The organism is Falsochrobactrum ovis (assembly GCF_003259955.1).
Classification (GTDB): Bacteria; Pseudomonadota; Alphaproteobacteria; order Rhizobiales; family Rhizobiaceae; genus Brucella; species Brucella ovis_A.
The window spans coordinates 1-12,950 of the sequence record NZ_QLMK01000020.1 but is presented as its reverse complement, the minus strand read 5'-3'; the positions used below and the strand labels follow the sequence as shown (position 1 = coordinate 12,950).

Sequence of the window (12,950 nt, the reverse complement as noted above, 5' to 3'; positions counted from 1 at the left end):
CTGTCCTCCCAAACCGTTTGCTGATGTTGTGACGTTTTATCGTCCGTTCCAGCGCGGCACTTCCTTTGTCCGCGCCAAAAACGCTTCAACACCACGCTTGAAGTCTTCGCTTCCATAAACTTCTTCGATAACGTCTTCGTCCGACGGCAAATTGCTCAGCGACAGCCGTCGCAAAAGTTCCTTGATACCACGAGTGGTCAGAGGAGCATTTTCGACCGCGCGCTGAGTAATTTCTGCCACTCTTGCATCAAGTTCGTCGCGCTCAACCACATCCAGCAAGAAGCCATTTTCCTGCAATTCTGCCGCCGAGATAATCTCGCCCAGCAGCAACATACGCCGTGCGATGCTGACACCAATCGAATTGCCAATACGGGCAAGGCTCATGGCCGACAGACAATTTCCTAAAGTTCTACCAATGGGTGAGCCAAAGCGGGCATCTTTGCTGGCTATTCTAAAATCGCAAGCAGCAGCGATGTTCAAACCACCGCCAACCGCCCAGCCGTCGATAACAGCAATCGTAGTGACAGGAATGTCGTCGAGTGCACGCATGCAGTCGTCAATTCCGCTTTCATAGCCCACGCCGTCTTTTCCGCTGGTAAATTTGGCAAAACCGGAAATGTCCGTTCCCGAGACGAATGCTTTCCCGCCCTCCCCGCGAAACAGAACAACCCGAATATCGGGGTCCTGCGCCACGTCACGCGCTGCGTCACGCAGATCCAGCCACATCTGGCTGGTCAATGCATTAAAGGCTTTCGGATTGTTGAAGCGAATATGCGCAATATTACCCGCTTTCTCATAGATGATGCCGGGGGTCGTCATTGGGCCGCCTCCTTTGTCGTATCAAGGAGACCTTTGCTCTCAAGTTCGGCCAGGATCTCGTCGGCATGCTCATTGAGCAATGGCGGAGGCATGCGGACCTGCTGCGGCGTACCGCTCATCTTGACCGGAAATCCAAGGGCGCGAAATTCACCTTCCACGGGATGCGGGATCATTTGCACCATGTTACGGGCAGCCGCCTGCTCGCTCTCAACGGCCTGACCATAATCCAAGATTGACGCAGCAGGTACCCCCGCTTCAAGCAGCGCTTCGATCCATTCTTCCGATGTGCGCGTCAGGAAAGCCGGTGCCATATCCTCAATCAATGCTACACGGTTCTGAACGCGTGCTGCATTGGTGGAATAGCGCTCATCATCCTGTAGGTGCTCAAGCCCCATCACCTTAATCAACTTAAGCCACAGTCCCTGATTAGCCGCGCCGATAACAAACCATTCGTCCGATGCACGCACCGCCTGATAGGGCGCGGACATGCGATTGGCCGAACCAATAGGTACAGGCGATTTTCCCGTCCCCCAAAGTTCGGTTGTCTCCCAGATGGAAAGGGAAAGTGCAGCCTCAAAAAGTGAGGCATCAATATATTGTCCTACGCCCGAGCTCTGACGACCGATTACCGCGCTCAAAATACCGTAGGTAGCAAAAAGCCCCGCACCAAGATCGGCAACGGCAATAGAATTTTTTGCTGGCTCCATATCGGGGAACCCGTTGGAACTCAAAATACCGGAAACCGCCTGGGCGATCAGATCAAAACCGGGGCGCTGCGACCATGGGCCGGTCTGCCCGAAGCCAGAAATGCTTGCATAAATCAGCCGTGGATTAATGGCGCGCAAGGTTTCATAATCCATGCCCAATCTGGCTGAAACTCCGGGGCGCGCATTTTCGACCAAAACGTCAGCGGTCTTGACCAGCGCATAAAGCGTTTTGCGCCCTTCCTCCGACTTAAGATCAAGGCAGATACTGCGCTTGTTGCGGTTAAGCGCAAGAAAGCCGGGGCTATCACTACCTTTCAGTCGAAAACCCATCGAATGGCGCGTTGAATCGCCAGTAACGGGCGGCTCAATCTTGATTACATCCGCTCCCATGTCGGCCAAGAGCATGCAGCAAAAAGGCCCCGCCATCACTTGCGAAATATCCAGTACCCGAATGCCTTCTAATGGCAGCGCCATATCCTACTCTCCCTATCACTCATGCTGTGGCCAGCATATGATCCTCGCGCATACATTATATCATATATGATATTTAAACAAAGCGCGTTTGATATAATTAAATCCGGCTGTGCTGGGAGCCACCTTGCTGGCTCCCGTCATTTTTGTGGCAAATTACTTATCTGCCTCTTGTGCTAGCATCGCATTATCGAGCCGATCTCTCGAAGCGATCAGATGCTCCCGCATAGCCTGTTCGGCCGCCGCAGGATCTCGCGCATTCAAGGCCTCAATCAATTTCGCATGTTCGGTCACCGCCCTCTCGGTAGAATTGGTTTTGTAGAGAAGGCGGAAAATATGCAGATGAACATGCAGACTTTCATTTGCATCCGCAATAAAACGATTGCCTGTTGCCGCAGCGATCAACTGGTGAAGGTGGGCGTCACCTTCTGCAAATTGCGCATAAGCTGTCTCATTACCTTTCGAAGAAAGTTCCAGTTTTTTCGCGATCAATGTCAGGTGTTTGAGTGTTCTATCATTCGCACGTTCAGCGGCCAGCGCTGCCATTGCTGGCTCCAAAAGAAGGCGAATTTCGAAAAGCGCATTTACATCTTCACGACTGAGCAAATTAGCTGTTCTGAACCCTACATTCGGGATTTTATGCACCAGCTTTTGCGCTTCCAGAAGCGTTAATGCCTCGCGAATGGGCGTTTGGGAAATGCCAAGTTCTCTTGCTAGCGCTTCAATACCAATATGCGCGCCCGGTTCGAGTTTCATAGTCATGAGCATGGAAAGCAATTGCTCATAAGCGAACTCCACGAGAGACTTGGGATGATCCCGACGCGGATCATTCGAGGTCAACAGGCGTGAGAAAGGCGGTTCGTGCATATTAAATGGCATTAGGTTCTAGCTCGCGATTGCAACCAAGTGCGTGAATCTTACTTTTTAAATGGCATTCATGTCTGATCTAAGTTGATGGCGCAAGAATATTGCCAACGCCCCTGTCGTACAAAAGCCGTCCAGAGGCCGTCCAGAATTTGAATTGCGTAAGCTAACACGTCATTCGCCCTCCAAAACGACAAGGAAATTGGCAACTCAAAATTCAAAGTTCGACTGCGTAATATTTGGCTTCCATAAAATCGAAGATACCATGGACGCCGCCTTCGCGCCCCAGTCCGCTTTGCTTTACCCCTCCAAAAGGCGCCGCCGGATCCGACATTAAACCCCGATTAATCCCGAGCATTCCGCTCTCAATACCTCTTCCGACACGCATTGCCCGCTTCATATCCTGAGTATAAATATAAGCGGCCAGGCCATATTCTGTGCGATTGGCCAGTTCGATCGCTTCGGCTTCGGTTTCAAAACGATAGACCGGCGCGACGGGACCAAATATTTCTTCTTTTGCAATGATCGCATCAATCGGCACATTTTCCAGTACCGTAGGAGGATAGAAATATCCCTCACCATCAAGCGGCGCACCGCCAGTCATAATACGAGCACCACGACTTACGGCATCACTCACCAACTGATTAATTTTCTCAACGGCTTTACTGGTAATCATCGGACCGCACTGTGTCTCTGGATGAGAGCCGGGCCCGATTTTTAGTGCTGCCATGCGTTCCGTCAAACCCTTGACGAAAGCATCATGGATACCGGCCTGCACATAAAAACGATTGGCCGCAGTGCAGGCTTCACCCGCATTGCGCATTTTGGCAACCATCGCGCCATCTAAAGCTGCATCAAGATCGGCATCGTCAAATACGAGGAACGGCGCATTGCCGCCTAGCTCCATCGAACAGCTGACAACCGTTTTTGCAGCTTCAGCAAGCAAAATCCTGCCAACACCGGTTGAACCGGTGAAAGAGAGTTTGCGAACACGTTCGTCGGCCAACATCGCGTTGACCACTTTAGATGGGTTGCTTGTGGTCAAAACATTTACGACCCCTTTTGGCACGCCAGCCTCTTCGCCCAAACGGGCCATTGCGTAGGCAGTGAGCGGAGTTTCGGACGCGGGTTTCAAAATGACTGTGCATCCTGCAGCCAGCGCCGGGCCGATCTTTCGTGTCGCCATAGCAGCAGGGAAATTCCACGGAGTGATCAATATAGAAATACCGATCGGCTCATTATCGACAAGAATATTATGCGATCCCGAAGGAGTATGGCGAAATTCGCCGGGGATACGCGTTGCTTCTTCCGCATACCAACGGAAGAATTCTGACGCATAGGCCACCTCACCGCGCGCATCGGGCAAGGCTTTTCCATTTTCCAAAGCGATAAGCAGGGCCAATTCTTCCGAACGCTCGACCATTAGCTCATACCAACGGCGTAAAATTTCCGAACGCTGGCGCGCAGGTGTCGACCGCCATTGCGCTGCCGCGGCTTCGGCAGCATCTACCGCACGCATCGCGTCTTCGACGCTTGCATCGGGCACTTCCGCTAAAATTTTTTCAGTCGCCGGATCCTGAACTGGAATTCCTTTGCCCGCCAGCCATTCACCACCAATATAGAGATGGCCTGCGTGGAGACTGGGATCAGCGTAACCGGTAATTTTTCCTTGCAATGTCATATTAGCAAATCCTTTAGGGGGTCAGTTTAACGCAGCGCGGTCGCCGAAATAGGCAGATGAAACGAGTTTGCGGAGATCGACCAGCGAAAGAGGACGCGGATTATTTTCGATAAGGCGTGCAATCCCGGAACTTTGTTCCGCCACCCAGTCAATACGATCCTCTTCAAGGCCCAACTCTCGAAGGGTTGAGGGAATTCCAATCTCTGCAAATAAAGCAGTGAGGCCTGAAATCACTTCATCTGCATCAGATAGCCTCGCGACTGCAGCAATCTCCTCAAGCTCCGCTCTGATCACAGGTGCATTCCATGTCATCACATAAGGCATTAAGCATGCGACACCCAAACCATGGGCTGTGTGGGTCAAAGCTCCGACCGGATATTGTATTGCATGGGCGGCAGCCGTTCCGGCAACACCAAAAGCAAGACCAGCAAGCGTTGCGCCCATCATAACCTTTTCACGAGCGGCCAGATCTGCACCATTTTTGCATGCAGCTGGCAGGCCCTGCCAAAGCAGAGCGATGGCCTGCAAAGCGAAATAATCAGAGAAAGAATTTTTGCCAACAAACACCCTGTCTTGTGCAATGCCCGGAACTGCATCTCTGCGAATAGCGGTGAAAGCTTCGATCGCGTGGATCAAAGCATCCGCGCCGGCGATTGCAGTCAGGCTTGCAGGACATGTCAGCGTGAGCTCCGGATCGCAAATTGAAACAGTGGGAACAAGATATGGGCTTGAAATACCGACTTTCAGACTGCGTTGTGCATCTGACAAAACAGCCACTGGCGTCACTTCGGAGCCGGTCCCTGCAGTGGTGGGAACAGCAATGAGTGGAAGCACAGGCCCAGGAATTTTATGCTCGCCATAATAATCTTGCGGCTTGCCCCCATGCGTGAGCAGAACGGCGAGACATTTCGCCATGTCGAGACAGGACCCGCCGCCAATGCCTATGATAAGATCCGGTGCAAAACTACGAAAAGCATCTGCACTCGCAAGCGCTCTTTCAATAGGTACATCGGGCTCAACGGAGCTATCGATTTTAAGGTCGAGACCTGTTTGCCTGAGATCTTCAACCATCGTTAAAAAATGCGGATCTCCTGCCAGACGAGCGTCTGTCACCAGTAATGCTCTACTGCCTAATGTATTGGCGATCCTGCCCAATGCACGACGCTGCCCTGAACCAAAAACCAATTCCCGCGGCGCCCTGATCGTCCCGAACAAATTCACGTGAGACTTCCTCCAATCAATTCAAGCCGCTTTTAGCGCCTTCAATGTATCCATAAGTGCTTGAGGTAATTCGATTCCTGTCGCAAGCATCTCGGCTCGCCGCGCACGCGACCCATCACCGGGAACGGTCACCGGTCGAGCCGGATCACTAGGCCGAGACAGGCGCAGCTGCTCCAAATATTGGCTTAAAAATGCCGCCTCCCCGGACCCAGCTGCCGGATCTATCAGGATAATAAGATCACCCTTGTTCGCCAGATTGCGGTCATCCAGCGTCCCACGCACCTGAGGCGCAAAACTTGATCCAGCAAGAGTTGCAACCAAAAGCTCAAACGCAAGCCCGAGCCCGTAGCCTTTCGCCCCGCCAAATGGCGCAATCGCACCTTCTCTTGCTGCCTGCGCATTTGTGGTTGAATTGCCTTCTGCATCGACGGCCCATCCCAACGGAATCGGCGCGTCCCGCAAAGCGTGATGATTGATCTCACCCATCGATACGACACTGGTTGCAAGATCGAGAATAAAAGGCTCGCCTTCTGTCGGAATACCAATCGCTATAGGGTTGGTTCCAAGCATGGCTTGTGTGCCATTATAGGGATGGACCAGAGCCTCGCTTGTGGAAAGAATAATGCCGATCAGTCCGCTTTTTGCCGCTGCCTCAGCATAATAGGCGAGCATACCGATGTGATTTGAATTTGAGATCGCAGCCATAGCAAGGCCGGAGCAAGCGACAGCCTCTTTCATAGCCCGCATCGCTTCCAGCACCACAACAGGACCTAAACCCCTCTGACCATCTACGGCCAAAAACGCTTGCCGCGCCCATTCGCCTTTGCCGCTTTTTGCTGGCTGAATAAGTCCTTTTTCCATGCGTGACAAAATAAGAGGAAGGCGCTGCAATCCATGTGAAGAAGTTCCGCGTAACTCGGCTTCTATGAGTACTTCGGCCTGAATTCGCGCATATTCCTCCGGCGCCCCATATTGAACAAGCAGATCTTCCGCAGTTTTTTGCAGTTGTGAGGCCTGCACTTTCATCCACTCATCCCGCCACATATTATATACAATATATGATGTTTAAAATGCGCTTGCGCCTTCTGTCAAGCATTTCCTCAACGAGCCAGTGGCCTTTGAGATTATATATGTTGCACCAGACTGTAATTAAGTCGTCTTAAAAATAAGATTCTGAATGCTTCAAGCTTAGTTAAGCGTTAGAGACTTGCCCGTGGATTAGTCGCTATAACCGTTTGTTATGATTTGTCTTTATACAATTCAGCAGTCAGATCTATACATTTTCCCGATCGGATAAATCAGAGAACGACGTTCAATATGCAGGCCCAGAGTCTTCTTGGACAATTTAGAACGCTTTACTTATTGCGGAAAATGAGACAACGTTAAACACTTAAATATATGGTGCATAATATATGATATAGCTATATCCTGCGTCACATACCAAGGAGGAGGTGACTTCATGCGCTTACGGCAATGGTTGCTGCATGGTGTCGAAAATATCCTGATCGCAGGACTGATAGTCATGTGGATTATGGTTTTCGGCAATGTTGTTCTGCGATATGCGTTCAATTCCGGAATTATCATATCCGAAGAAGTTTCCCGGATCATTTTCGTTTGGCTGACATTGGGCGGCGCTTTTCTCGTCGCGCGGGAAAACGGCCATTTGGGCATGCATAGTCTGGTCAATAAGCTAGGCCCTAAAGGCAAATTAGTGTGCCAACTCGCCGTTCAATTTGCCACGCTTTTCTGTATGAGCTTGCTGGTCATCGGCTGCTGGAAGCAGATGACAATCAATATGAGCAATTATGCACCGGCTTCGGGCATTCCCACGGGCGTCACCTATATGGCCGGTGTGGTTAGCGGCCTCGGCATCGGCGCACTTAGCTTACAAAACATTTTTCTGCTGTTTTCCGGCAATGCGATCGACTTGAACGATGGCTCTGAAAACATTCAAGCCTTGCTACATGCAGAATTACACGAACCAAAACAGGGGCCAAGCAAATGACTATTGTCATTTTCGTAGGATCTCTTCTCGGATCAATGGCTATCGGCACGCCGGTTGCCATCGCATTGTTGATCTGCGGAATTGCGCTTATGCTTCATATAGGCATGCTGGATTCTCAGATTTTAGCACAAAACCTAATTGGCGGCGCGGATAGTTTCGCACTCATGGCCGTTCCGTTTTTCATGCTGGCTGGCGAATTGATGAATGCCGGAGGCCTATCCCGCCGTATCATCAATATTGCTATCACGCTGGTGGGCCATAAGCGTGGCGGACTGGGCTATGTCGCGATTGTTGCGGCACTCATTATGGCGAGTATTTCCGGCTCTGCCGTCGCAGATACGGCCGCCTTAGCTGCCATTCTGCTGCCGATGATGCGCAATGTCGGTTACAATGTTCCCCGTGCTGCCGCGCTTGTCGCCGCCGGCGGAATTATCGCTCCAGTAATACCACCATCAATCGGCTTCGTGGTTTTTGGCGTTGCCGCAGGCGTTTCGATAACGCAGCTCTTCATGGCGGGTATTGTGCCCGGCGTCATTATGGCAACCGCTTTAACACTGACGTGGTGGCTTGTTGCTGGCGACGAGCCTGTTGCCCATAGAGAGAAAGCCAGCAGCAAGCAAGTCATCAAAGCGTTACTTGATGGCTTATGGGCACTTGGCATGCCTGTTATAATCGTCGGTGGAATGCGGATGGGTGTATTCACCCCTACGGAAGCTGCTGTAGTAGCTGCTTCTTATGCGGCTTTTGTGGGCGCATTCATCTATCGGGAGCTAAAATTCTCCGATTTACGCGGCGTCCTGCTTTTATCGCTTAAAACCTCTGCCGCTATCATGTTCCTCGTCGCCGCAGCAATGGTGTCGGCCTGGCTCATCACTATTGCGGACGTACCCGGCCAGGCGGCCAGTCTCCTTGGCCCACTCATTGAACATAAAACGCTCCTCCTGATCGTTATGATGTTGCTGGTTCTAGTTATCGGAACCGTTTTAGACTTCATTCCGACTATTTTGATTTTGACGCCTGTATTCATGCCCATCGTGAAGCAGGTCGGCATTGATCCCGTTTATTTTGGCGTGATGTTCATTATCGCAACCGCAGTGGGGCTTATGACGCCACCGGTTGGCACTGTCATCAATGTTGCTTGCGCGATCGCTAAAACGCCTATGGAACAGGTCATCAAAAGCGCATTACCGTTCATTCTCTCACAGATCATCGTCATCGCTTTGCTGATCATTTTCCCTGAACTCGTTACGGCTCCGGGCAAATGGCTGATGGGGCGATAGAGATGTGGCCTTAGGGGAAATGCTGCAAATCTCGGCAAAAGAATTAAACAAATGGAGGAAAATATGAGATCCACTCGCAGAGATGCACTAAAAGGTGCGGTTGCTGGCGTGGCGCTATTTGCCATCGGACGGCCAGCTTCCGCACAGACAACCCAGCTGAGATTTGCCCATCCTCATCCCGCATCTGACAGCTTTCAAACTGCGGCACTTCAATTTGCCGAACAGGTCAAAAGCCAAACCAACGGTGAGTTCGAGGTTAAAGTTTTCCCTAACGGCGCGCTTGGCTCCGATCCGCAGACGATTAACGCTGTGCGCGGCGGTCAGATCGATTTCTGCTTAACCGGAAACCCGTTTTTCACCGGGCTGGCTCCTGCCCTTAATGTGCTCGATCTTCCCTTTCTCTTTAAGGATCGCGATCACGTAGCAAAAGTCATTGATGGTCCCGTCGGCGATTCGTTGCGCGCAGAACTTGAAGTTTCCAATCTCAAAGCAATCAGTACTTTGGATATTGGCTGGCGCAATCTAACCAATAGCCGTCGGCCTGTTGTAACCCCCGACGATATAAAAGGCTTGAAGATCCGCACCACGCCTAACCCGGCACATTTGCGAGCCTTCCAGCTTCTCGGCGCAGTGCCAACACCGATGGCATTCACTGAGCTGTTTACAGCACTGGAAACGGGCACGGTTGATGGTCAGGAAAATCCGGTCACACTGATTTTGAATTCCCGGTTTTATGAAGTTCAAAACCATCTTTCTCTGACCCGCCATGCTTTCACTTCGGCTCCGTTGTGCATGAACAACACAAAATTCGCAGCCTTCCCAAAGGAAGTGCAGGATCTTTTCCTTAAGCTTGGCAAAGAGATGGCTATTTCGCAGCGGCAAATGAATGTTGACGCAGAGAAAAACAATCTCGACCAGCTCAAGGAACGTGGCATTCAGGTAGTGGACGAACCCAATCATGCGGCCTTTGCCGCTTTGGTTGCTGAACCTGTTGAACAAGAGTTTGTCGCACAGCACGGCTCCGACATTCTGGATAAAATTAAGGCGGCTGGAGAATGAAAATAATCGATTTGAGCATGCCCATCGAACCACATCTGCGCTGGCCCGTAGACGTGGACGTCAAAGGAGACATAGCCAAGGGAGACCAATTCCGTGTCTCTCGGCTTGCCACGACCTGTCATGGGTTTACCCATGTCGACGCACAGGCGCATTTCATCGCCGACGCGCCCACTATCGAAGCGACGCCGCTTAATCATGTGGTTGGCCACTGTAGAGTGCTTAACCTCCGCGACGTCGTCCCCAATGAGAAAATCGATGCCCGGCGCCTCGCCGCCGCCGATCCAGGCGGAGAAGAAGACCAAATATTGCTTCTTTCAACGGGATGGGACAAGCAACGCGATTATCGAACCCGCGACTTTTGGGCCGACGCGCCCTATTTGTCACGCGATGCCGCGGAATGGCTGGAAGCTCGCAGACCGACAGCCATAGCATTCGACTTCCCGCAGGATTACTCCATTCGTTTACTGCTGGACGGGGAGATAGCACCCACTTCCGAACATGTGACCCATGACGTCTGCCTGCGCTCTGGCATTACGCTCATTGAATATCTGATCAACACATCGGAAATTAACGGAACACATTGCTTCCTCAGCGCGGCCCCGCTCAAATTACCTAACGCAGACGGATCCCCTGCCCGCGTCTACGCTATCGAAGGGCTGCTGCCGTGCAACAATTAAACCGACCCCATGGAGAAACCCTCGCTCCCGACCTCTCAAAACTCCAGAGTAAGCATCGGCATACTGACTTGCGAGACCCGCCTTTGGGCGCAATTAAAGCTCCGGAGCCCCCTCCGGAAGCAGAGCTAGACCCGCACTAACCAGAAACGAAAGGCCCACCTTTACCCAACCCCATCAGAATAGCCGCGCTAAAAGAAACAAAATCCGGGAAAGCTGCCGCCGTCATGAAACTTCAATCAAGAATGCGCCGGAGCCTCAACCAGTAAACCCGCGACGCAAACGTTACCCGGCTCACCGGCCCATCTCTCACCGTCCCGCGGGCGAATTGCTGAGATCATAAACAACTGAATATAATTAATGAAATTCCACCACCTAAAGCAAAACGGCACTTCAGTTTAGTCACGACGATCCGTTGAAAAAAACGAATTAACGACCCAATCGGATTCGATTACTACCAAAACCATAGCAGATTTTTGCGACGATAGCCAGGCGCGGGAATCCTGACTGCTCAATCCGCAACGATACGTCTGAATTAAGCACGAAGACGCCCCACCCTACAAACACCAACAATCCAACACCAACCACTGACCTGCTCAACCCTCCGGATCGTGGAGCACGACGACACGAGCACAGAAAGGACAACTCGATAAAACGCGTGAAACCCCTGAGACACCAACATCTTCAAAGAACCCCGATCTCCCATAGGCCACATCTTCCCCTATGGCAAAAACAACCTACACGAGCCGGCAAACGGGCCTGCAGACCAATACACCCTTGAGTGCAGCGAGAGCCGCTCATCCAGCCCTCTAACAAGCTTGATCGACCATGAGTCGCACTAAATTCACAAAAGTTCCCAGCTGGGAACATGCGAACCTCGGCAGACCCTGCTACTCCAAGCACGTGCAGTCCTAACTACGTCACACCTTGTACTCCTCGACAACCAACCGCCAAGCGGAGTCGTATTGTCATTAAGCCGCCCCTCGCCTAAACCTTAACGGAGTCGCCCAATCAACTCCTCGACAAGACAATACACACAACTCCATAGGGAAATCGGCTGAAGCTGGGTCAGCCAGCGCGAAAATTGGCAAAGTTCCCAGCTGGGAACAACGGTCAGCTCCAACCTCATCAAGCAGCTGCCTCGAGGCCAAGGTTGAAGGATGTTCCCAGTTGGAAACCTCTTGCTTTGCGCCGTTAAGGGTTGGGCCTGAGGGCAAGGCTTACTGGCTGCTGCCGGCGAGATTCCTCTTGTCCGTTCGCGCGTTTATATATCGGCTAGCGTAACGTGCTGCTTCATTTGAGGCGGGTGCGTCCGATCAGGCCGTTTTCTTTCCGGTATTCCGACCTGCATGGGTCGCCTGATCGGAGCGTCGCCAGCCGTGTCTCAGAAGCGCGCTGCGCTGGTGTGTCTCCTGCGCAAGCGCACCTCGTCAAATGAATGCGTCCCTGTTCCTTTAGAGTGGCTTTGAGCGCTTGCTCTGCTCCCGGCCCGAACGATCGCGCAATGTGCTGGCCCGGTTGGTTGGTTTCAATGCTGCTGAAATGCGCCTCGTACCTCCATTGATCGGCCCGCTTAAATCAAAATCAGTAATAAATTGATAGCCCGCTAGGAAATTCTTGCGCGCCTCACACAGCCTTGTATATCCAATTCTGAATGTTGCTCTGTGGTGGTCCTAGCTAAACTTTGGCCGTTGCTCGTGGAAAAGATAGCGGTTTGTATAGGGGCGACCATAATGCTCGCAGCCTGATGTGGGGTAAGAGCATCGGTCCCGAAAGGCTGAGAGCGTGGCGCCTGTCGCAAAGCGCGTTAACACTACGAAGCTTACCTCACGCGTTTCATCGCGCGCTGGCCATAAGTCTTATCTGGGTTATCCGGCTCTTTAATAAGAAGCAGCACTAAGGTCGAGGAGCTAGACGCAGAATTAAGGATTGTTGAAAGTGCACCGCGAATGAAGAAGCCCTGATCTCCTTTACTCTAGGTTCAGGACCCATTGATTTGACGTGATGTCTATGATTCAGAGGGCAGTGCAGGAGCCTGAATCATGAGCAATTTATTTTGGCTGACGGACGAGCCAATGGCTCGTCTTCGTCCTTATTTCCCCAAGAGCCATGGTCGCCAGCGCGTTGATGATCGGCGCGTTCTGAGCGGGATCATCTTCGTTAACCGCA

The 12,950-nt window shown here is 51.8% G+C and carries 10 protein-coding genes and 1 pseudogene; 5 read left to right on the top strand and 6 right to left on the bottom strand.

Translation table 11 applies throughout. The features are described 5' to 3' along the window. Positions 1-36 precede the first annotated feature (36 nt). The 6 genes from C7374_RS14415 to C7374_RS14390 form a co-directional block, all read right to left on the bottom strand. Positions 37-819: an enoyl-CoA hydratase gene (locus C7374_RS14415; RefSeq protein WP_111576326.1), complete on the bottom strand. Its 783-nt coding sequence runs from the start codon at positions 817-819 to the stop codon at positions 37-39. Then, complete coding sequence (locus tag C7374_RS14410; RefSeq protein WP_111576325.1) at positions 816-2,000, bottom strand: CaiB/BaiF CoA transferase family protein; 1,185 nt, start codon at positions 1,998-2,000, stop codon at positions 816-818. The genes C7374_RS14415 and C7374_RS14410 overlap by 4 nt, the downstream gene beginning before the upstream one ends. A 153-nt stretch (positions 2,001-2,153) precedes the next feature. Then, positions 2,154-2,876, bottom strand: a complete 723-nt coding sequence (locus tag C7374_RS14405; protein ID WP_111576324.1) for a GntR family transcriptional regulator — start codon at positions 2,874-2,876, stop codon at positions 2,154-2,156. Between the two features lie 202 nt (positions 2,877-3,078). Continuing rightward, complete coding sequence (locus C7374_RS14400) at positions 3,079-4,542, bottom strand: NAD-dependent succinate-semialdehyde dehydrogenase (RefSeq protein WP_111576323.1); 1,464 nt, start codon at positions 4,540-4,542, stop codon at positions 3,079-3,081. Between the two features lie 21 nt (positions 4,543-4,563). Further along, positions 4,564-5,763: an iron-containing alcohol dehydrogenase gene (locus C7374_RS14395; protein WP_111576322.1), complete on the bottom strand. Its 1,200-nt coding sequence runs from the start codon at positions 5,761-5,763 to the stop codon at positions 4,564-4,566. Between the two features lie 21 nt (positions 5,764-5,784). Continuing rightward, positions 5,785-6,789: an Ldh family oxidoreductase gene (locus tag C7374_RS14390; protein WP_111576321.1), complete on the bottom strand. Its 1,005-nt coding sequence runs from the start codon at positions 6,787-6,789 to the stop codon at positions 5,785-5,787. A gap of 433 nt (positions 6,790-7,222) precedes the next feature. On the opposite strand from C7374_RS14390, the gene C7374_RS14385 reads away from it, so the two are divergent. From C7374_RS14385 to C7374_RS14365, 5 genes and pseudogenes are all read left to right on the top strand, one after another. Further along, entirely contained in the window at positions 7,223-7,768 is a 546-nt protein-coding gene (locus C7374_RS14385) for a TRAP transporter small permease (protein WP_111576320.1), read from the top strand. Beyond that, positions 7,765-9,048, top strand: coding sequence for a TRAP transporter large permease subunit (locus tag C7374_RS14380; protein WP_111576319.1), 1,284 nt, complete (start codon positions 7,765-7,767; stop codon positions 9,046-9,048). Before C7374_RS14385 ends, C7374_RS14380 begins: the two co-directional genes overlap by 4 nt. Positions 9,049-9,111: 63 nt before the next feature. Further along, positions 9,112-10,107, top strand: a complete 996-nt coding sequence (locus C7374_RS14375; protein WP_111576318.1) for a TRAP transporter substrate-binding protein — start codon at positions 9,112-9,114, stop codon at positions 10,105-10,107. Beyond that, positions 10,104-10,784: a cyclase family protein gene (locus tag C7374_RS14370; protein ID WP_111576317.1), complete on the top strand. Its 681-nt coding sequence runs from the start codon at positions 10,104-10,106 to the stop codon at positions 10,782-10,784. The genes C7374_RS14375 and C7374_RS14370 overlap by 4 nt, the downstream gene beginning before the upstream one ends. A gap of 2,039 nt (positions 10,785-12,823) precedes the next feature. Continuing rightward, positions 12,824-12,950, top strand: a pseudogene (locus C7374_RS14365) (IS5/IS1182 family transposase); the annotation flags it as partial.